Here is a 19920-nt window from a genome sequence, read left to right as displayed (position 1 = left end):
GACATGCGCGCGGTAGTCATTGATGGACCGGCAAGCATTCGAGTCGACACGCGCCCCGATCCGGTTCTTCCGGGGCCAGACGGGGTGATCGTTGCCGTCACCGCCGCCGGCATCTGCGGATCTGACTTGCATTTCTATGACGGTGAATATCCATTCGGCGGGCCGGTCGCCCTCGGCCATGAAGCGGTGGGCACCGTACTTGAGGCCGGGCCGAAGGTGGCAACCGTGAAAGTTGGCGATCCGGTCATGGTGTCGTCGGTGGCCGGCTGCGGATCATGCCCGGGCTGCGCCACCCGAGATCCCGTCATGTGTCACTCCGGTCCGCAAATTTTCGGCACAGGGGGACTCGACGGCGCACAAGCCGACTTACTCGCCGTACCGGCCGCCGATTTTCAGGTGCTGAAAATTCCGGAAGCAATCACCACCGAGCAGGCACTGCTTCTCACCGACAACCTCGCCACCGGCTGGGCAGCAGCCCGACGCGCCGATATCTCGTTCGGCAGCACAGTAGCGGTGATCGGCCTGGGCGCGGTCGGCTTGTGCGCGGTGCGCAGCGCGCAGGCCCAAGGTGCGGCAACAGTCTTCGGTGCCGATCGTGTTCAAGGACGCCTGCGCCGAGCCGCGGGATGGGGCGTCACACCGATCAATTCGCCAGCAGCCGAGTCCGTTCGCGCCGCGACCGGCGGCCGCGGCGCCGACTCGGTGATTGATGCTGTAGGCACCGACGCGTCTATGACTGATGCACTAAATGCTGTGCGGCCCGGCGGCACTGTCTCCGTTGTCGGCGTGCACGATCTGCAGCCCTTTCCGCTGCCCGCGGTGACGTGTCTGCTGCGCAGCATCACGCTGCGAATGACTACGGCGCCGGTCCAGCGCACATGGCCGGAGTTGATCCCGTTACTGCAATCCGGTCGGCTCGACGTCGACGGAATCTTCACCACGACATTGTCGTTGGACGACGCGGCCAAAGGATATGCCGCTGCCGGGTCGCGGTCGGGTGACGATGTGAAGATCCTGCTGACGCCCTAGCGCTTGTCCCACTAACGGGTTGCCTTGATGTAGTGCGAGCCCATCAAGCGGTCAAGCTGTATATCAATGTCAGGCGGGTCCATTCCGTAACGCGCCTGCAGCTCGAGCACGTTTCGAGTCGGCTCGACCGACCACCCATGGGTAGCCAGCCACGTTGCTGGGTCGTGCCTGGTGTCGTCATAGGTGAGGCCGGAGAAGTCCACATCACCTGACATGTTGATACCCGGGTGGGTCTCTTCGAGTGCCGCAAGCTGCTCACTGTCCAGGCGTGATCCCAGAGCACCTACCGCGAGTTGACTGCGCGGCGCACTCAGCTCGCCGATCCGGGTCAGAAGAGTGTTCTGCGCTTGGCCGGTCAAATAAGGTAACAGTCCCTCCACTGACCAGGCGCTAGGTTGTTGTGGATCAAAGCCAGCTGCCTTCAACGGAGTCGGCCAGTCCGCGCGTAGATCGATCGCAACTGCTCGTCTTCGCGCCTTGGCCTGCGCACCGCATTCGTCGAGTACGTGCGCTTTGAATTCCAGGACTTTGGGCAGGTCGACCTCGAAAACTGTTGTTCCGGAAGGCCAGTCAAGACGATACGCACGCGAGTCCACTCCTGCGGCGACAATGACTGCCTGGCGGATGCCAGCGGCGCCGGCGGAGCAAAAGAAGTCGTCGAAGAAGCGGGTTTGCACCGCGTAGAGACGCGGGAATGCGGTTTCGTTCTGCGAAGTTGCCGGCTTAGCCAGCAGACCCGTGAGATACGGGTCCGCGGAAGCGGTGATGAAATGCTTCGCATATTCGTCTTGGACTACTGGCTGGGGGCTCGCGGCGTGCAGCGCCCGCCACCCCGCAACCAGGAGAGCGGTGTAGCCCACACTGCTGACGATGTCCCATTGATCGTCCTCGGAACGCAACGATCCAGGTTCGGATCCAGATTCGGGTTCTGTCATCGGTGCCTTCCGCTCGCCACCGACCTAGCGTGGCATCCCTGGTGTGGCTGGTCCCGACGTAGGTCCATCCCCTCGGAGCACACTTGTCTCGCTGGCGTTGGTTGATCTACTAACTCATTCGACGGTACTCGTGACGACGATATGCGAGCAGCTTGTGCGAGTCCGCGGGATCGCTAGGGAAGCGGTCGTGGGACGGCCTGGTAGCTACTCGCACCAAGGCTCCGCTGAAGTGCCCAACCCGCCTACCGGAGCAGCCAGAGACAGCCGCCTACAGTTCCAACATGAGCGTGACAGGACCGTCGTTTATCAGCTCGACGCGCATCTGTGCACCGAATATGCCGGTTTCCACCCGTGCGCCCAACACGCGCAATGCGTCCGCGAAGGCACCGACCAGAGGCTCGGCGACCGCACCGGGCGAGGCGGCATTCCACGACGGCCGCCGGCCCTTGGCCGTGTCGGCGTAGAGGGTGAACTGGCTGACGACCAGTATGGGTGCATTGACGTCCGAAGCCGACTTTTCGTCGGCGAGAACGCGCAAATTCCAGAGTTTTTCGGCGAGTCGCCGCGCCTTCTCCGCCCCGTCGGTGTGGGTGACGCCTACGAAGGCGAGCAGACCCTGATGCTCCGGCCGAATCGCGCCGACCACCTGACCATCCACTGATACTGCCGCTGACGAGACCCGCTGCACCAGAACCCGCATGGGGCTCGATGTTGCCATGTGGCTGCCTCCGGCAGGTATCTCGGTAGTCTCGTGGAGCTGGCCTCAGGAGGGAGATGGATGTCGGTGCTGGTCGCGTTTTCGGTGACCCCTTTGGGCGTTGGCGAGGGTGTCGGCGAGATCGTCGCAGAAGCAGTCCGAGTGGTCCGTGATTCCGGGCTGCCCAACAAGACGGATTCGATGTTCACCGTGATAGAAGGTGATACCTGGACAGAAGTGATGGCGGTCGTGCAGCGTGCTGTCGAAGCGGTGGCTGCTCGTGCTCCCCGAGTCAGCACTGTGATCAAGGTCGATTGGCGGCCGGCGGTCACCGACGCGATGGCCCAGAAAGTGGAGGCTGTGGAGCGCTATCTATCCGACCCAGCCATCGACGTGTAAAGCTCGCTAGGCCTGCAGCGCGGCGCGAAACGTCTGCTCGGCCGCATCTCCGTGCACCGCGAACACCACCCGCTGCAGCGAGTTCGGTCGATACCCGCGGACCGCGTCGACCATCAGGCGCGCGGCGTCCGCGAGCGGGAAGCCGCCGACCCCGGTGCCAAAGGCCACCAGCGCCAACGAGCGGCAGCCGAGCTGATCGGCCTTTCGCAGGGTGGAATCGGTGGCGCGGGCGATGATCGCAGCTGAAGTGGGGCCGCCACGTTCCATCGTCGCCGCGTGAATCACATAGCGCGCTGGTATGTCGCCGGCTGTGGTTTCGACCGCCTCTCCGAGGCCGATGGGTGCCTTGGCGCTGGATTCCAGCTGTATTTGAGGTCCACCAGCTCGGGCAATCGCTGCTGCGACGCCGCCACCGTGGCGAAGCTGGGTGTTGGCTGCGTTGGCGATCGCGTCGAGTTCGAGCGTGGTGACGTCAGCCTGAAGTACCTCGACGTCGATCACGGGAATATTGTCTCGCAGACTGCATGAGTTCTTGTGGCCAGATGACGCCCTGGAGAACATGCGTTGGGTGAAACGCCAGGGAAATGGGGTAGCTCAATCTTGCGTCACCACCGCAAGCTGATGCCAACGGCCGGTGGACCACAGACTACGGTTGCGTAGGCTCATGCCGGTGAGCGCACGTGCGGGCATGGTGGTCACCGGAACCGAAGTTCTAACCGGACGGGTCCAAGACCGTAACGGCCCGTGGATCGCCGAACAGCTCCTAGAACTGGGAGTTGAACTGGCACACATCACGATTTGCGGCGACCGTGAAGCTGATATCGAGGCACAGCTGCGCTTTCTGGTCGATCAGGGTGTGGACCTGGTGATCACCAGCGGCGGATTAGGGCCAACAGCCGATGACATGACAGTTGAAGTGCTGGCCCGCTTCTTTGGGCGCGAACTGGTGCTCGATGCTGAGCTCGAGAACAAGATCGCTGCCATCCTGCAATCGTTGATGACGCGTTCCAATCCTGGTTTTGAATATCCCGACTTCAAAGCGGTGCTCGCCGCCAACCGCAAGCAGGCGATGATCCCGGCCGGAGCACTGGTGATCGATCCAGTGGGTACGGCACCTGGCCTGATTGTGCCGGGAAAGCCAACAGTCCTTGTGCTTCCGGGGCCGCCGCGGGAGCTCCAGCCGATGTGGCGCAACGCAGTTCAGGCATCCGCGGTCCGCCAGGCGATCGCCGGCCGCACCATCTACCGCCAGGAGACTGTGCGGTTGTTCGGGTTGCCCGAGTCGGGGTTGGCTGAAACATTGCGCTCCGCGCAGGCATCGGTCGTCGGGTTTGAGTCGTTGGAAATCACCACCTGTCTGCGGCGAGGAGAAATAGAGATGGTGACGCGCTACGAGCCGGACGACCCAACCGCCACCGCCGCGTACGCGCAACTCACCGAGCTGCTACGCGACCAGCACGGAGATCAGCTCTACTCAGAAGACGGCTCGTCGGTCGACGACCTGGTCGCGCAGTTGCTGGCCGGGCGGCGGATAGCTACTGCCGAATCCTGCACCGCCGGGCTGCTGGCGGCGCGGCTGACAGACCGGCCGGGGTCTTCCCAATACGTGGCGGGGGGAGTGGCGGCCTACTCCAATGAGGCGAAAACACAGCTCCTCGGTATCGATTCGGCATTGATCGAGACGCATGGGGCGGTTTCGGAGCCAGTGGCTGAGGCGATGGCTACCGGCGTTCGGCAGCGCTTCAACGCAGACACCGCGGTCGCGATCACCGGCATTGCTGGACCGGGCGGGGGGACGGTGGAAAAGCCGGTGGGAACGGTCTGTTTCTGCGTGACCCAAGATTGCGGCCCGGCAATCATCCGGACACTGCGGCTTCCCGGGAACCGGTCAGATATCCGTGAACGTGCGACGACAGTGGCAATGCACCTGCTGCGCCGCGTGCTTAGTGGCGCATAGTCGAGAGCTGGCCAGCTAGAGGTCGTGTCCGGGATCCGGTGTAAATAGGGAGCACGCGCGTAGGTTCCGCTTCACGACCTGCAAGTCTGCGAAGAAGGAGTCACGCCCGTGCCTGTCCGCGTATCAGCGACCGACCGTATCCGCACCAAAATCGACGCCCTGTTCGCCGAGGATCGGGAACTGCCTGAAATCCTTGAAGAAATCGCCCGCCTCGGCGCCCAGCTACTGATGCAGGCGGCCCTGGAGGCTGAGGTCACCGAGTTCCTCGGTCGTGAACGCTACCAACGTACCGCCGCCTGTGCCGACGCTAACGGCGGTTCGCGCAACGGATATCGGCCGGTGACCATCAAGACCACCACAGGTGCGGTCACCTTGGAGCGGCCGAAACTGCGTGGCACCATGCAAGCGTTCGCCTCTCGGCTGTTCGGTAAGCATGTGACGAAAACCAACGCCCTGGAAACGCTGGTGATCGCCTCGTTCATCCGCGGCCTGTCCGTCCGGGATGTCAAGGCCACCCTCGCTGAAGCGCTCGGCGATCAGGCGGCGATCTCCAAGTCCGCGGTTTCGGAAGTCTGTAAGGCGATCCGGGCCGAATACCAGGCGTGGGCTCGTCGCCCACTCGGTGAGATCGCTCTGGACTACCTGTTTTTGGACGCCAGTTTCTTTCGGATGCATCCCGGGTCGCCGGCCGAGCCTGTGCTCGCCGCCTGGGGCGTCACCACCGAGGGCAAACCCGTGTTCGTCGGATTGTCACCCGGGACCGGAGAGTCCACCGACGCGTGGTCCGACTTCCTGACCGACCTGCGCGAACGCGGTCTTGCCACTCCGCTGCTGATCGTCTCTGACGGCGCCAAGGGACTGATCGCAGCCATCGAACAAATCTACCCAAAAGCGTTGCGCCAGAGATGTCTTATTCATCGCCTTCGCAACGTGCTTGCGAAGATCCCCACCGGGATGCAAGTCGAGGTCCGTGACGGATACTGGGCGATTTTTGATACCACCGGCCTGGGTATCGAGCCGGGACCGCAGCTGGTTGAGATCGTCGACAAGCGGATCGAGGCGTTCGCCGCTAAATACTCCGACCTCTACCCGGCGGCTATGCGGATCCTGCTCACCGACAAAGCAGGGCTGACCGCCTATCTGCGGTTTCCGGTTGAACACCATGGCCGCGTTCGGCACTCAAATTTCATTGAGCGCTCCTTTGGAGAAACTAAGCGACGGACCAAGGTCATTGGCCGATTCCCCGGCGAGACCAGCGCCATCAGCCTGGTGTGGGCCGTGCTCGACCGCGCCTCGGCCGGTTGGCGCGGCCTCACCATGACACCGGTCGGCACCCGACTGCTGCAAGACCTACGCCGATCCCTGCTCGACTCACCCCGCCAACTGCGACCGCCTCAAAGTCAAGCACCTACCGGCCAGGCAGATCCCGTCTCCGCCACGGCGTAGCGAGGCGCACGCACGCGTGACGACGCCCACCCGGTCCCAGTAAGGGGAGGTGAGGGAAACCGTTTGCCACGGCGGCGTGGCCGTGGTCGATAGCCTGCACAATGTGGATCTGAATGGGATGACAGCGGTGGTGACCGGCGCAGCTAGTGGCATCGGGCGCGCGTTGGCGCATGCACTGGCCGACCGTGGAGCCAACCTCGTGCTCGCCGACATCGACACCGTCACATTGAGCGAAGTTTCGCAGTCACTGGGGGCACAAGCGGTTCCCACTGACGTTGCCATGCCGGATGCGGTCGAATCGCTCGCTGAAGCCGCCGGCGACGCCCGGGTCGTGTGCCTGAACGCCGGAATCACCGGTAGGAGCTTTGGTGCTCCGTGGGAAGTGGCCGCTCCTGACTGGAACAGGGTGTTCGCGGTCAACGTCGGTGGCGTTGTCAACGGCTTGCGTGCGTTCGTACCCAGACTGCTGGCCGCGAACCAGCCCGCGCACATCCTGATCACCGGCTCATTGGCTGGGGTGCTGACCTTTCCCAGCGGCGGCGCTTACGGACCCTCCAAGCACGCCGTCGTGGCCGTGGCCGAACACACCGCGCTGGCACTGGCCGACACGCCGATCGGCGTGAGCATGATCTGCCCCGCCCTGGTCTCGACAGGCATGTCCACCGACGGCATCGACCCCGCCGAGGTCGCTGCACAGGCGCTGGCCACTATCGACCGCGGAATCTTCGCTGCGGTCCCACCCGACTGGCAGCGCACCCTCATCACCGCGGCATCGCGTCGCGCCACTGGTCAGCGTCCCGAATCGCCTGCGGTCGCCACCTCGACCACGCAGAAACAACCACCAGCGCCCTCATAGCCCAAACATCGCCGGCGCACGAACCACGACCGGCCCGTACAACCCCCAACCCGCGAATCGACCTGCCGCCGAACCAGACGCCCGTATGCTAACAGCGGAGCGAAACTGGCCCTGCCTTTTACACCGGCATCTGGACGCAGCCCAGCTAGATCTTGCCGATGAGAAAGGCGCTTTTGGCAGTGCCAAAACGGATTCCGGTGGCATCTGTGCCGATCGCCGCGAGCATCGCGACTGCGACAAGCACCGGCACGATTGTGGCCGTCAGGGCCACCGGATAGCCGTGGGATTCGGCCAGTTTTTCCTGAATGGGTAGATTAAATGCCGCGAGGAGGTTGCCCAGCTGATAGGTGACGCCGGGGTAGAGGCCGCGAATAGCGTCTGGAGACATCTCACTCAGATGAGCGGGGATCACACCCCACGCACCCTGGACACACACTTGCATCAGAAACGCGCCCAAGCACAACAGCGCGGCGGTGCGCGAGAAGGCGAAAATCGGCACGAGCGGCAGTCCCAATACCGCGCAGAAAACGATGGTGTAGCGGCGGCCGAACCGCTGCGAGAGCGTCCCGAACAGCAATCCACCCAGAATGGCACCGATGTTGTAGCTCACCACGATCCACCTGGCAGTCGCGCTGGACAGGCTGGCGCCATGTTCGGTGGTCGCGGTCAGAAATGTGGGATAGATGTCCTGCGTGCCGTGGCTCATCCAGTTGAAGGCGGTCATGAGCAGCACGAGGTAGAAAAACCGGCGAACGATTGCCGCGTCACGCAGCACATCGCGGATTCGAGTTTTGGTGAGCCGCATTTGGTCCTGGGTGGCCTCCCACACCTCGGATTCCTTTACTCGGTATCGAATGATCAGACTGATCAGAGCCGGGATGATGCTGAGGCCAAACATCCAGCGCCACGACAGCCCCAGCCAATTCATCACGACGAGCGATGCCACCGTGGCTAGCAGGTAGCCGACTGAATAGCCTTCCTGCAGCAGGCCAGAGAAGAATCCCCGCCGCTGGCGGGGAACCTTCTCCATTGCGAGAGCGGCACCGAGGCCCCACTCTCCGCCCATCCCAATGCCGTAGAGCAGGCGCAGGACTACTAACACGGTGAAGTTGGGTGCGAATGCACACAAGAATCCAACCACTGAATAGAACGCCACGTCGACCATCAATGGGATGCGCCGGCCGACCCGGTCGGCCCATAACCCGAACAGCAGCGCGCCGACCGGGCGCATCGCCAGGGTGGCAGTGGTGAGGAACGCGACTTCGGTCTTGCTGTGATGGAAAGTCTCTGCGATGTCGGCGTACACCAGCACGACGAGGAAATAGTCGAAGGCGTCCATCGTCCAGCCCAAGAATGCTGCGATGAAGGAGTTCCGTTGGTCAGCGGTCAGCCGCTGGGTTTTCACCGTATGAACCTAGCGCGGACGCTCATCGATACTTCACGCATCTGGCACCGGCCGCGGCGCGGGCTGGCAGTATCGTCGAATGGTGCCGTTCCTGCTGCGTGCTGCGTTGACCGGCTTCGCGCTCTGGGTTGTTACGTCCTTCGTCACGGGCCTGCGTTTCGTGGGAGGTGACACGACATTGCAGCGGATCGGGATCGTCTTCGCTGTGGGGGTGATTTTCGGTCTGGTGAACGCGGTGGTCAAGCCGGTTGTGCAGATCCTATCGATCCCGCTGTACATCCTGACTCTTGGCCTCTTCCATGTGGTGATCAACGCGCTGATGCTGTGGATCACAGCTTGGATCACCAAGAACACCACTCACTGGGGACTGCAGATCGACCACTTCTGGTGGACTGCGGTCTGGGCCGCTGTCTGGTTGTCGATCGTGAGCTGGATACTGTCGCTGCTGGTCCGCGACTTTCGACGTGTCACTGGCGTGTGATCCACCGACTCATGTCACAGTGTTGGGTGATATTCGGCGAATCCATGACGCTATCCTGACGTCTTGAGGGTGTTTCTATTCGTGAAAGCGCCATCGCCGTAAAGGTTCTCGTTGAACTATGCGGTGCTGAGGTCAATCTTATGCCTGGAAACTGCGAAAATATGATAGGCGAAACCCTATGTTGTCAGCACATGGTGCACATATGCTTAGCAACGCTGCTTGCTAATACCGATAAAGGCAGAGCCCTGTCTGTCTTTCGGCGCAAGGACGATATTCCGTGTTTCAGCGCACAGGAAGGCATTACTTAACAGCACACGACGACGGGATTTGAAAGAGATGAACACTGTCGCGGTTGGATCATTTCCCGGCTCTGCGGGTACGCGGGCGAGTTCGCAATCTAGTGACCCACACAGCGGTTTACGTGCGGTCACCGAGTGTGTCGGATCGGCGGTGGTCGTTCATGTCGGAGGTGATATCGACGCCAGTAACGAGTTTTCCTGGCAGCGGTTGGTGAGTCGAAGCGCATCGATCGCCATTGCACCGGGACCGTTCGTCATCGATGTTCGTGACCTCGAGTTCATGGGCTCGTGTGGCTATGCCGTGTTGGCTCAGGAGTCGGTGCGGTGCCGCCGTCGCGGTGTGAGTCTGCGGCTGGTCAATAGCCAACCGATCGTGGCCCGCACCATCGCCGCGTGCGGACTGCGCCGCCTGCTGCCGCTGTATACAACGGTCGAGGCCGCATTGTCTCCGCCAGCCTGCTCGCAGTAAGGACGAGCTGTTAAAACCGGCCCGCCGGCTGGTTTCTCGGTCAGCTATCAGCTGGCGATCAGCCGTTTGACCTCGCGGGCACAACCCCACGACAGGGTCACCCCATCGCCGCCGTGGCCGTAGTTGTGGATGCACCGCGCGTGCCCGAGCTGCTCAGCTTCCACTTTCACTGAGCGGCGTTCTGGACGTAGTCCAGTAATTGTCTCGACCACCGTAGCCGCGGCGAGTCTGGGCTCGACCCGGCGGCAGCGTTGAATTATCCTTTCGGTCACCTCCGGATCTGGGTTGGGGTCCCAGCGGTCCGGAATACTGATGCCGCCGCAAACGACGCGTTGTTGGTGGGGGAAATACGACGTCCATTCCGTGTCATGGCTGATTTCCAGAAACAGCTGCTGCACGCCTGGATTGGTCAGGACAACGTGCTGACCAAACCGCGGGCGCATGCCGCGTTCGCCGGCCAAATCGCCGGCGCGCAGACCCGCGCAGTTGACTACGACAGCTGCGGTGTCAGCGGCTTCATCCAGCGACTGCACGGGGCGAGTCTCAATCTCGCAGCCGGCCGCGGCGAGTCGTTTTTCTAAGTAGTCGAGATATTGCGGCATATCGATCATCGGCATGGTGGCGCGAAACCCGCTGGGAAAGCCGTCAGGAATCTCGGCTGGATCTGCTGGCTGCAGGTTGGGTATCAGCTTGGTGTAACGAGACATCCCGGTGGTTGTCGACCGATCGCCGACAATGAGAGCCGGTGCCATACACACCCCGGTATCAGGCTTCTTGGCCAACTGCCGGAATTCGTTGAGCGACTGTTCGGTCCAACCCAGCGTCTTGGCCGCAGGCTCGATGGGCCGCGGTAGCCAGACTGCACCGGCCACCGCCGATGTCGTCTGCTGCGGTGTTGCGGCCGTCCATACTCGCACTGGCCACCCCGCTTCGGCTAGGCATACAGCGACCGTCAATCCGCTAACACCGGCACCAATGACAACAACCTGTTGCGCACCAGATCCCACAGCAGTGTCCGATTCCAGCGCCGATCAGGGCGGTGGTATTTGCCCGGCACCGGCTTGAGCCAGTAGCCCGTTGAGAACGCCCAGGTCGATGTGTAGCTTGGCGCCGGCGATCGGTCCTGGGAGTTCACCGGGAGCACCACCGGGCGCGCCGGTGTTCTGCCAGGGCTGGCAGCCGTCTGTCTTGAATGCCTTGTCGGTCGGCTCGATATTGACGACCTGCGGTTTCTTGCTAATGGCGTTGTCAATGAGCTGGCCGTCGGGGTTGCCCATTCGCTTCCAGTAGCAGGTCCCGTTCTCGACAGGCCCTGCCGAGCTGTACGTGCCGGGCAGGATTTCAGTGCCCACGAGATACGTGCCGTCGTGGTCGATTGTCGTCAGCGGCGCCGGCGGCGGTCCGGGATCCGGCGATGGAGCCGGTTCTGGATCCGCGCCGGCCACACCTGCTGAGCTGACCCAGCCTGCGAGCAGAACTCCACCGGCGACAAAACGTGTCGCCACTGGCCATGTTGCCTTCGAGCGCATAGACCAAAAGCGTACCGTGTGAGTCGTTCGGTGGGGGTGCGCATGACGTACGGCACCCCGCGAAGCGGGTGAGCTTGCAGGGTGCCGTACGTGATTCGCCAGGTCCGCAGTTAGACCAGGTCGAATCGGTCGGCGTTCATTACCTTGACCCAAGCAGCGACGAAGTCCTGCACGAACTTCTGTTGCGCGTCATCGGCGCCATAGACTTCGGCAAGGGCCCGCAACTCCGAATTCGACCCGAATGCCAGGTCCACCCGGCTGCCGGTCCACTTCACCGCCCCGGTGTGGTCCTTGCCCTCGTAGGTGCCGTCGTCCGCGGCCGACGGCTCCCAGGTGATCCCCATGTCGAGCAGGTTCACGAAGAAGTCGTTGGTCAAAGACCCGGGCGCCGCGGTGAAGACGCCCAATGGCGACTGCTTGTGGTTCGCGCCCAAGACGCGCAAGCCGCCGACGAGCACCGTCATTTCCGGAGCGCTGAGCGTTAGCAGATTCGCCTTGTCCAGCAGCAGGTACTCGGCCGGCAACGGGTTGCCTTTCCCGAGGTAGTTGCGGAAGCCGTCCGCTTTTGGTTCGAGCACCGCGAAGGATTCCACATCGGTTTGCTCCTGCGAGGCATCCGTACGACCCGGCGCAAATGGCACGGTGATGTCGTGTCCGGCGTCTTTGGCCGCCTTTTCTACCGCGGCACAGCCTCCGAGCACGACCAGATCGGCGAACGACACCTTCGCGGTCCCCGAGGAGTTGAAGGATTCCTGAATCCCTTCCAAGGTGCGCAGCACCTGGGCCAGCTCATCGGGTTGGTTGACCTCCCACCCGGCCTGCGGTTGCAGACGGATGCGTCCGCCGTTGGCGCCACCCCGTTTGTCGCTGCCGCGGAATGATGCGGCGGCTGTCCAGGCCGTCGAAACCAGCTGGGAGACCGTTAGACCCGACGCCAGGATCTGGCTCTTGAGCGCTGTGATGTCTGCGCCCGCGACCAGGTCGTGGCTGACGGCCGGGATCGGGTCCTGCCAGAGCAGCGTTTCCTGCGGCACCAGTGGCCCGAGGTATCGAGCGACGGGCCCCATGTCGCGGTGGATCAGTTTGTACCAGGCCTTGGCGAACGCGTCGGCCAACTCTTCAGGGTGGTCCAACCAGCGCCGGGTGATCCGCTCGTAGATCGGGTCGACGCGCATCGAGAGGTCAGTGGTCAGCATCGATGGATGGGTCTTGCCGGTGCCGAAAGGTTCCGGTACCGAATTCGCCCAGCCGCCGTCCTTCGGTTTCCACTGATGAGCGCCTGCGGGGCTTTTGGTCAGCTCCCATTCGTTGCCGTAGAGAATTTCGAGGAAGCTGTTGTCCCATTTGGTCGGGGTATGCGTCCAGATGACCTCGATACCGCTGGTGATCGCGTCCTTGCCCACGCCGGTGCCGAAGGAGCTCTTCCAACCGAGGCCCATCTGCTCAAGCGGAGCGGCTTCTGGTTCTGGGCCGACGAGATCGGCGTCGCCGGCACCGTGAGTCTTGCCGAAGGTGTGACCGCCGACAATCAGCGCGGCTGTTTCGACGTCGTTCATCGCCATGCGGGCGAACGTCTCGCGGATATCTATTGCAGCGGCGAGTGGGTCCGGGTTGCCGTTAGGGCCCTCGGGGTTCACGTAGATCAAGCCCATCTGCACTGCGGCTAGCGGGTTTTCGAGATCTCGCTCGCCGGAATACCGTTCGTCGCCAAGCCAGGTGTGCTCTTTACCCCAGTAGACGTCGTCGGGCTCCCACTCGTCGACCCGACCGAAGCCGAATCCGAACGTTGTCAAGCCCATGGACTCTAAGGCGTGGTTTCCGGCGAAGACGATCAGATCGGCCCACGAGAGCCTGCGACCATACTTCTTTTTGACTGGCCACAGCAGTCGACGAGCCTTGTCCAGGCTGGCGTTGTCGGGCCAGCTGTTCAGCGGTGCGAATCGCTGCATGCCGGCCCCGGCCCCGCCGCGGCCGTCATCTACGCGATAGGTGCCGGCGGCGTGCCAGGCCATCCGGACGAACAACGGCCCGTAGTTGCCGTAGTCAGCGGGCCACCAGGGTTGCGAAGTTGTCATCACCTCCTCGACGTCCCGTTTTAGGGCGTCGACGTCGATGGTCTTGACCTCTGAGGCATAGTCGAACGCCGCGCCCATGGGGTCGGCTACGGCGGGGTTCTGGTGCAGGATCTTCAGGTTGAGCCTGTTTGGCCACCAGTCCCGGTTGCCGCCGCCCTCAGCGGGGTATTTGATGCGACCGACGACGGGGCAGCCGTTCTCGGCGGTTCCGACGTTGGTATCGGCAGTGGATGGGTGTTCCTCGGGCACAGCATTCCTTCCGGGAGTGGGTGTGTTGGGCTGCGATTACGGGTGTGATCGCGGAGTTCCTGATGTCGAGCAGTCGGGACACAAGCCCCAATAGATGACCTCGGCCTCGTCCAGCAGGAAGCCATTATGGTCCGACGCGGTCAGGCAGGGAGCGGCACCGACGGCGCAGTCGACGTCGGCAATGACCCCGCATGCGCGGCAGACAGTGTGATGGTGGTTGTCGCCGACTCGGGATTCGTAGCGAGCAACGGAGCCCGACGGTTGAATCCGCCGCACCAGCCTGGCGTCGGTCAGCGCATGCAGAACGTCGTAGACGGCCTGTCGGGACACGTCAGGCAGGGCCGAACGCACCGCTCCGAAAATTGATTCGGTGTCGGCGTGCGGATGTGCGTTCACTGCCTCCAATACCGCCACGCGTGGGCGAGTTACCCGCAGATCAACCTTGCGGAGTTGCTCTGGGTAGTTTGGAGTTGCGGGCACATAACCATCTGACTCTCTTTTCTGGAATCAGTCAAGACTTTGCCTGAACTTGGTGCTGAATCGGGCGTGTCGCGGCGTGGACGGTGAGTCAGCTGCTCGCCATCGATTTGACTGGAGTGTCCGCACGATCTGGCCGATGTTCGACCGCGCCGGCCGGAGATGCTACAGCCCCGGACGTAGGCGTTAAAGTGCGCCGGTCACGGCTGATCAGATCAACTGATGCTATGAAACTCGGAGGCAACGCCGTTCTCGGTGCTTCCCATTTCCGCTACCGCGGTCTCTAGCTTGTTAATTGCCTGGCTAAGGGTGGATATCGTGGCTTCAAGACTACTTCGGAGTTCGGTCAGCTTCGCTTGCGAAGCATCTACGGTAGTTCCGGAGGCGTCAGTCGCTAAGTTCTGCTGGCGAGCGCGAACCTGCCTCAGCAGGTTTGTTGCTTGATTCCTCGATTGCCGCAATTCCGCTATGTGCTGATAGATGTTCTTGTAGTCATAAACCAATGTGTCCCCGGTGCTTACAGTCGGCGCCGAAGCGCCCGTAGTTGGGGCCGAAGTGCTAACCCAGGAATTAGGAGGGGACGAATCTAGGTCCTTGGCGTGTGTGACAAACTTGCGATATCGCTGTGCCTGTGTCCGGGACTCCTCGGCATCTTTATCGGCTTGGTTAGCCCGTGCTTCGGTAAGTCGAGCCTTCTCGCGATTGTCATCGGCAAGTTGCCGGAGTTTTCGGAGCTCAGCTGCCCTGGAATCAAACGCCCGGGCATTTTTTCGGGCCTGTTCAGCGTTTTCTTCGTACAGCGAAGCTCGATTCTGGGCCAATTGACCAAGTGAATCGGATCGTGCCGCCCTGCTCTCTAGTTCCCGAACTCTGACATTGTTTGTCAGCGTTCCATACGCCGTCAGTTGTGCCTTCTCGGAGGTCCGCATGGCAAGGGATGTCCGTCGCGCTTGGGATGCTTGTCGGCGGTAATCACTGATTACTGATTCTGACCCTCGCCGACTTTTTTGCACCTGTTCACGCAAGTATGCGTCTTCTTCGGAACCCAGGCTCGCGATGCTTCCCGAGTTAGGAGACGAGGCCCAATCGGCAATTAGCTGCGCCTTGCTGTCGTAAAAATCTGCCCTTTGGTCGAGCATTCGAGAAATGGACTCGGTTGAATTCAGTCCTTGGGATTCTCTGCGCGCCTCGTCTCGCAGATCCTGTGCAAGCTCGAAATGATCCGCGGCTTCTGTGCGAAATTCTTGAGCTTGACTGTCATATCTGAGCGCATCTTGCCTTTGGATTCCCGCTTGGGTCTCGAAATGCTTTATCATTTGCGGCGTCGCTTCGCGCGCCTCCGCATCGAGTCTGGGCTGCTGCTCTTGAAGTTCTTGTGATTCACGTCGGTAGTTCGCAGCGATGCCCTCGTGTTTTTGCATCTCGCTGTCGTGATAGCTGGCCCGGTTCAAGAGGGGCTGGTAGCCATTCGGATTGCCGACGGCAGCAGGCGGATCTGATACCAACGGTGAATACGGTGGCGGTGGGCTCGCCAAGGGAGGCGCCGGGCTCACCAGGGGAGGCGGCGGGCTTACCGGGCTGACCGAGGGGGGTGGCGGGCTGCCCAGACCCGAGTCAGGAGAGCCTGGATGGCCGGCGTCGGGCTCCGTCTGGGGGCGATCTGGTGTCGTCATGGTTCTGCTTGAGCATCTCTGTTGGCAATCGGTGCAGAACGCCCGGGCGACGTTCTCGCTGTGGTTCTATGTTTTCGTTGTACGGAACCGGCTCGGCTGAAGAATTAACCCGCTCTTCAATCTTAGCTGGTCCTTCGGTCTTCGGCATCGGCAAGAGCCGCCACGGAAAGTTCCGGTCGGTGTGCTGCACGACCAACAGTCGCTGGATCTTTATTGGCAGCGTGGACGATCGGGTTCGTTTATCCCATCGCAACCCTGCCCAATGCCACGACCGCAGTCGATCATCGCCATCGGGTGACGTTGCTAAGCCGAGCCTCCTGATCTCGCTGATCTCCACGATTGGAGCACCAAGTTCGGCGCTATCATCTGCTGCCGAAGTCCATGACGGCAGGCCGGTGGCCGGATCGGCGACGTGAGACATAGGGGCAACTCGCCGACGTTTTCAACGCTATGATCGCGCCGTGAAAACCGCGGAGGCTGAGGCAAATCAGTGGCGTGATTTACAACACGCGGTCATTCTGCCCGCGCGGGGCTAGCTTTCGTACAGTGAATTTCGCCTGGGAGCACCTCACCGACAGTGTTTACCGATGTCGACTCGAGTTTTGTGATGTCACCGTCGGCTTGGTGCGAGGCCGCACCGGAGCGATGCTCATCGATACCGGCACCACTCTCACCGAGTCGGCCGCCATTAGTGCCGACGTTCGCCATATTGCTGGATGCGAGGTGACGCATGTCGTGTTGACGCACCAGCACTTCGACCACGTGCTGGGGTGCGCGACGTTCGCCGATGCCGATATCTACTGTGCGCCCGAGGTTGCAGACTATTTGTTGTCAGCTACCGACCAGCTGCGCGCTCAAGCGCTGCAGTATGGGGCCGAGGCGGCTGAGATCGATCGAGCGATTGCGGCCTTACCGCGGCCGCAGCACCAGATCTATGACGCTGTCGTCGACCTCGGCGACCGCCGAGTTCAGATTGCTCACTTGGGTCGTGGCCACACCGCCGCAGATCTGGTGGTCGTGGCCCCTGGCGTCGACGATCACGAGTGCCCGATCGTGGTGTTTGCCGGTGACCTGGTCGAAGAATCCGCCGACCCGGTCATTGACGCCGATTCGGACGTGGCGGCCTGGCCGGTAACCCTTGATCGGCTGCTTGCGGTCGGTGGTCCCGACGGTGTCTACGTGCCCGGCCACGGGAGCATCGTGGACGCCGAGTTCATCCGGCGCCAACGAGACTGGCTGCAACAGCAGCCGAACAACTAGTCGGCCAGACCGCGGATCGTTGTGCGGCCATCTTGGCGTGGGGTTTCCCGGTGGTGATGCCACTTGGCTGGATGTTGATTGGCGCGGGTGTTTTCGCCAGCCTGCGTCCGCTGCTCGTCACCGTCAGGCGGATCTTATGGATACGTGTGCTGCGACGAACGCCGCTGTCGGTGATCTGGCTCACTTATCCAGCGATACACTCTGACCGTCGGGGTAGTTGGTGCTGAAGAGGAGCGTGGGGACATGGCCATCACCGAAACGGACACTGAGATTCACGCACCGCTCGAGGATGACTTCGGCAGAGACGTCGCCGCTACACAGCGGTACTTCGACAGCTCGCGTTTCTCGGGCATCATCCGGCTTTACACGGCTCGCCAAGTCGCCGAGCAGCGGGGCACGATCCACAGTGACCACACGGTTGCGCGGGAGGCGGCGCAGGCTTTCTACGCGCGCCTGCGCGAGCTCTTCGCCGCACGCAAGAGTGTCACAACTTTTGGCCCGTACTCGCCTGGGCAGGCAGTAAGCATGAAGCGGATGGGCATCGAGGCGATTTACCTCGGTGGTTGGGCAACTTCAGCTAAGGGCTCGACCAGTGAGGATCCCGGGCCTGACCTCGCCAGCTATCCATTGAGTCAGGTGCCCGATGATGCCGCGGTCTTGGTGCGCGCCCTGCTCACCGCCGATCGCAATCAGGAGTACCTGCGCCTGCACATGAGCGAAGCGCAGCGCGCCGCGGCTCCCGTCTACGATTTCCGGCCGTTCATCATCGCCGACGCCGACACGGGTCACGGCGGCGATCCACACGTGCGCAACTTGATCCGCCGCTTCGTCGAAGTCGGTGTGCCCGGCTACCACATTGAAGACCAGCGTCCGGGCACTAAGAAGTGTGGCCACCAGGGTGGCAAAGTCTTGGTGCCGTCTGACGAACAGATCAAGCGTCTTAACGCCGCCCGCTTCCAGCTCGACATCATGCGGGTGCCCGGCATCATCGTCGCGCGCACCGATGCCGAGGCCGCCAACCTGATCGACAGCCGCGCCGACGAGCGTGACCAACCGTTCCTTCTAGGCGCAACCAATTTGACGGTACCGTCCTACAAGTCTTGCTTTCTGGCGCTGGTGCGACGCTTCTACGAATTGGGCGTCAAGGAACTCAATGGCCATCTTCTCTACGCGCTAGCCGACAGCGAGTACGCCCTGGCCGGCGCTTGGCTTGAGCGCCACGGCATCTTGGGTCTCGTCTCCGACGCTGTCAACGCCTGGCGGGAGAATGACAACAAATCGATCGACGACCTCTTTGACCAAGTCCAGTCGCGTTTCGTGGCGGCCTGGGAGGACGACGCTGGGCTCATGACCTACGGCGAGGCGGTGGCTGAAGTCCTCGAATTCGGCGAGAGCGAGGGCGAGTTGGTCGAGATGAGCTCGCAGGAGTGGCGGCAGTTCGCTCGGCGCGCGTCGATGTTCGCTGCCCAGGAAAAGGCAAAGGCGTTGGGCGTTGCCCCCGGTTGGGATTGTGAATTGTCGAAAACCCCGGAAGGCTATTACCAGATCCGCGGCGGCATTCCCTATGCGATCGCCAAGTCGTTGGCGGCGGCGCCATTTGCCGACATCCTATGGATGGAGACTAAAACAGCGGATCTCGCGGACGCACGGGAATTTGCGGAGGCGATCCACGCAGAATTCCCAGATCAGATGCTGGCCTACAACCTTTCGCCATCGTTCAACTGGGACACCACCGGGATGACGGACGAAGAGATGCGGAGTTTCCCCGAGGAGCTCGCCAAGATGGGCTTTGTCTTCAACTTCATTACCTATGGTGGGCATCAAGTCGACGGCGTGGCCTCCGAGGAATTCGCGACCGCGCTGAAGCAGGACGGCATGCTGGCGTTGGCTCGCTTGCAGCGCAAGATGCGTTTGGTCGAATCGCCCTATCGGACGCCGCAAACCCTAGTCGGCGGGCCGCGCAGCGACGCCGCGTTGCAGGCATCCTCGGGTCGCACGGCGACCACCAAGGCGATGGGTAAAGGCTCCACACAGCACCAACATCTTGTGCAGACTGAGGTCCCGCGCAAGCTGCTCGAGGACTGGCTCGCGATGTGGACCGACTATTACCAGCTCAAGGACACGCTTCATGTGCGCCTTCGGCCGCAACGCGCTGGCTCGGAGGTGCTTGAGCTCGGTATCTACGGCACGGGGGAGGAGAAGCTCGCGAACGTGATCTTCCAGCCCATCCAAGATCGACGGGCGCGCAGCATCCTGCTGGTGCGCGACCAGAATACGTTTGGCGAGGCGCTACGCCAGAAGCGATTGATGACCTTGATCCACCTCTGGTTGGTGCACCGGTTTAAGGCCGATGCGGTGCACTACGTTACGCCCACCGAAGACAACCTTTATCAGACCGAGAAGATGAAGTCGCATGGGATCTTCGGCGAGGTTAACCAGGAGGTGGGTGAGATCATCGTTGCCGATGTAAACCACCCGCGCATCAACGAGTTGTTGAAGCCGGATCGCGTCGCGCTGCGCCGGCTGATCACCAAAGAGAAGTAGGCCCGAGGCCATATTGCTCAGCCGCCAACCGCGTAGTGCGCCGACGTTTGACCGCAACTCAGTGACCGGACACTGTTGCCAACTCGAATAAGCACCGGTTGCACTGCTGAGCTAACCCGTTGGCGATGAACGCCTCCACC

Annotated in this window: 16 protein-coding genes and 2 pseudogenes; 9 read left to right on the top strand and 9 right to left on the bottom strand. The window is 62.0% G+C overall.

Going from position 1 to position 19920, the window contains the following annotated elements; all coding sequences use genetic code 11:
* Nucleotides 1-3: 3 nt before the first annotated feature.
* Nucleotides 4-1169 (top strand): annotated as a pseudogene (locus ACO07W_RS21330) (alcohol dehydrogenase family protein); the annotation flags it as partial.
* Between the two features lie 3 nt (nucleotides 1170-1172).
* Here ACO07W_RS21330 and ACO07W_RS21325 read toward each other — a convergent pair.
* Together ACO07W_RS21325 and dtd are read right to left on the bottom strand one after the other, a co-directional pair.
* A pseudogene (locus ACO07W_RS21325) lies at nucleotides 1173-1964 on the bottom strand (class I SAM-dependent methyltransferase); the annotation flags it as partial.
* Between the two features lie 268 nt (nucleotides 1965-2232).
* The gene (gene dtd, locus ACO07W_RS21320) at nucleotides 2233-2664 is read right to left on the bottom strand and encodes a D-aminoacyl-tRNA deacylase (RefSeq protein ID WP_421846152.1); all 432 of its coding nucleotides are present in this window, start codon (nucleotides 2662-2664) and stop codon (nucleotides 2233-2235) included.
* Nucleotides 2665-2742: 78 nt separating this feature from the next.
* On the opposite strand from dtd, the gene ACO07W_RS21315 reads away from it, so the two are divergent.
* On the top strand, nucleotides 2743-3060 hold the full coding sequence (locus ACO07W_RS21315; protein WP_421845556.1) for an MTH1187 family thiamine-binding protein: 318 nt from the start codon (nucleotides 2743-2745) through the stop codon (nucleotides 3058-3060).
* A 6-nt stretch (nucleotides 3061-3066) separates the two neighbouring features.
* Here ACO07W_RS21315 and ACO07W_RS21310 read toward each other — a convergent pair whose 3' ends face one another.
* Nucleotides 3067-3621 (bottom strand): macro domain-containing protein, encoded by a 555-nt coding sequence (locus ACO07W_RS21310; RefSeq protein ID WP_421845555.1) that lies wholly within the window; start codon nucleotides 3619-3621, stop codon nucleotides 3067-3069.
* A 103-nt stretch (nucleotides 3622-3724) separates the two neighbouring features.
* Here ACO07W_RS21310 and ACO07W_RS21305 point away from each other — a divergent pair, with 103 nt between their 5' ends.
* The 3 genes from ACO07W_RS21305 to ACO07W_RS21295 all read left to right on the top strand — a co-directional run bounded on the left by ACO07W_RS21305 (nucleotide 3725) and on the right by ACO07W_RS21295 (nucleotide 7319).
* A complete protein-coding gene (locus tag ACO07W_RS21305; RefSeq protein ID WP_421845554.1) occupies nucleotides 3725-5017 on the top strand; it encodes a competence/damage-inducible protein A in 1293 nt (430 codons plus the stop codon).
* Between the two features lie 108 nt (nucleotides 5018-5125).
* Nucleotides 5126-6463 carry an IS256 family transposase gene (locus ACO07W_RS21300; protein WP_421840121.1) on the top strand — a complete coding sequence of 446 codons (1338 nt, stop codon included), beginning with the start codon at nucleotides 5126-5128 and terminating at the stop codon, nucleotides 6461-6463.
* Nucleotides 6464-6512: 49 nt separating this feature from the next.
* The gene (locus ACO07W_RS21295) at nucleotides 6513-7319 is read left to right on the top strand and encodes an SDR family NAD(P)-dependent oxidoreductase (RefSeq protein ID WP_421839996.1); all 807 of its coding nucleotides are present in this window, start codon (nucleotides 6513-6515) and stop codon (nucleotides 7317-7319) included.
* Nucleotides 7320-7464: 145 nt separating this feature from the next.
* Here the strand turns inward: ACO07W_RS21295 and ACO07W_RS21290 are convergent, their stop codons facing one another.
* Entirely contained in the window at nucleotides 7465-8724 is a 1260-nt protein-coding gene (locus ACO07W_RS21290) for a sialate:H+ symport family MFS transporter (protein ID WP_421845553.1), read from the bottom strand.
* A gap of 79 nt (nucleotides 8725-8803) precedes the next feature.
* On the opposite strand from ACO07W_RS21290, the gene ACO07W_RS21285 reads away from it, so the two are divergent.
* Both ACO07W_RS21285 and ACO07W_RS21280 read left to right on the top strand, forming a co-directional pair.
* Nucleotides 8804-9205, top strand: coding sequence for a phage holin family protein (locus tag ACO07W_RS21285; protein WP_421845552.1), 402 nt, complete (start codon nucleotides 8804-8806; stop codon nucleotides 9203-9205).
* 336 nt (nucleotides 9206-9541) lie between these two features.
* A complete protein-coding gene (locus ACO07W_RS21280; RefSeq protein ID WP_421845551.1) occupies nucleotides 9542-9973 on the top strand; it encodes an anti-sigma factor antagonist in 432 nt (143 codons plus the stop codon).
* Nucleotides 9974-10020: 47 nt separating this feature from the next.
* Here ACO07W_RS21280 and ACO07W_RS21275 read toward each other — a convergent pair whose 3' ends face one another.
* From ACO07W_RS21275 to ACO07W_RS21255, 5 genes are all read right to left on the bottom strand, one after another.
* Nucleotides 10021-10980, bottom strand: a complete 960-nt coding sequence (locus tag ACO07W_RS21275; protein ID WP_421845550.1) for an FAD-dependent oxidoreductase — start codon at nucleotides 10978-10980, stop codon at nucleotides 10021-10023.
* Between the two features lie 24 nt (nucleotides 10981-11004).
* Nucleotides 11005-11502 carry a hypothetical protein gene (locus ACO07W_RS21270; RefSeq protein ID WP_421845549.1) on the bottom strand — a complete coding sequence of 166 codons (498 nt, stop codon included), beginning with the start codon at nucleotides 11500-11502 and terminating at the stop codon, nucleotides 11005-11007.
* Between the two features lie 110 nt (nucleotides 11503-11612).
* On the bottom strand, nucleotides 11613-13826 hold the full coding sequence (katG, locus tag ACO07W_RS21265; protein ID WP_421845548.1) for a catalase/peroxidase HPI: 2214 nt from the start codon (nucleotides 13824-13826) through the stop codon (nucleotides 11613-11615).
* A 36-nt stretch (nucleotides 13827-13862) separates the two neighbouring features.
* Complete coding sequence (locus tag ACO07W_RS21260; protein WP_421845547.1) at nucleotides 13863-14306, bottom strand: Fur family transcriptional regulator; 444 nt, start codon at nucleotides 14304-14306, stop codon at nucleotides 13863-13865.
* Nucleotides 14307-14518: 212 nt separating this feature from the next.
* Nucleotides 14519-15808, bottom strand: a complete 1290-nt coding sequence (locus tag ACO07W_RS21255) for a hypothetical protein (RefSeq protein WP_421845546.1) — start codon at nucleotides 15806-15808, stop codon at nucleotides 14519-14521.
* Nucleotides 15809-16522: 714 nt separating this feature from the next.
* Between ACO07W_RS21255 and ACO07W_RS21250 the strand changes: the two genes are divergently transcribed.
* Both ACO07W_RS21250 and aceA read left to right on the top strand, forming a co-directional pair.
* Entirely contained in the window at nucleotides 16523-17236 is a 714-nt protein-coding gene (locus tag ACO07W_RS21250; RefSeq protein WP_421845545.1) for an MBL fold metallo-hydrolase, read from the top strand.
* Nucleotides 17237-17479: 243 nt separating this feature from the next.
* Nucleotides 17480-19780, top strand: a complete 2301-nt coding sequence (gene aceA / locus ACO07W_RS21245; protein ID WP_421845544.1) for an isocitrate lyase ICL2 — start codon at nucleotides 17480-17482, stop codon at nucleotides 19778-19780.
* The last annotated feature ends 140 nt before the right edge of the window (nucleotides 19781-19920 follow it).

The organism is Mycobacterium sp. (genome assembly GCF_965230835.1).
GTDB lineage: Bacteria > Actinomycetota > Actinomycetes > Mycobacteriales > Mycobacteriaceae > Mycobacterium.
The sequence above is the reverse complement of the archived record's forward strand: the minus strand, read 5'-3'. Positions and strand labels throughout refer to the sequence as shown.

Bases quoted from the DNA above. Each gene is read 5' to 3' on its own strand.
- dtd (WP_421846152.1), bottom strand. From the start codon at position 2,664: ATGCGGGTTCTGGTGCAGCGGGTCTCGTCAGCGGCAGTATCAGTGGAT.
- ACO07W_RS21315 (WP_421845556.1), top strand. From the start codon at position 2,743: ATGTCGGTGCTGGTCGCGTTTTCGGTGACCCCTTTGGGCGTTGGCGAG.
- ACO07W_RS21310 (WP_421845555.1), bottom strand. From the start codon at position 3,621: ATGTTCTCCAGGGCGTCATCTGGCCACAAGAACTCATGCAGTCTGCGA.
- ACO07W_RS21305 (WP_421845554.1), top strand. From the start codon at position 3,725: ATGCCGGTGAGCGCACGTGCGGGCATGGTGGTCACCGGAACCGAAGTT.
- ACO07W_RS21285 (WP_421845552.1), top strand. From the start codon at position 8,804: ATGGTGCCGTTCCTGCTGCGTGCTGCGTTGACCGGCTTCGCGCTCTGG.
- ACO07W_RS21280 (WP_421845551.1), top strand. From the start codon at position 9,542: ATGAACACTGTCGCGGTTGGATCATTTCCCGGCTCTGCGGGTACGCGG.
- ACO07W_RS21270 (WP_421845549.1), bottom strand. From the start codon at position 11,502: ATGCGCTCGAAGGCAACATGGCCAGTGGCGACACGTTTTGTCGCCGGT.
- aceA (WP_421845544.1), top strand. From the start codon at position 17,480: ATGGCCATCACCGAAACGGACACTGAGATTCACGCACCGCTCGAGGAT.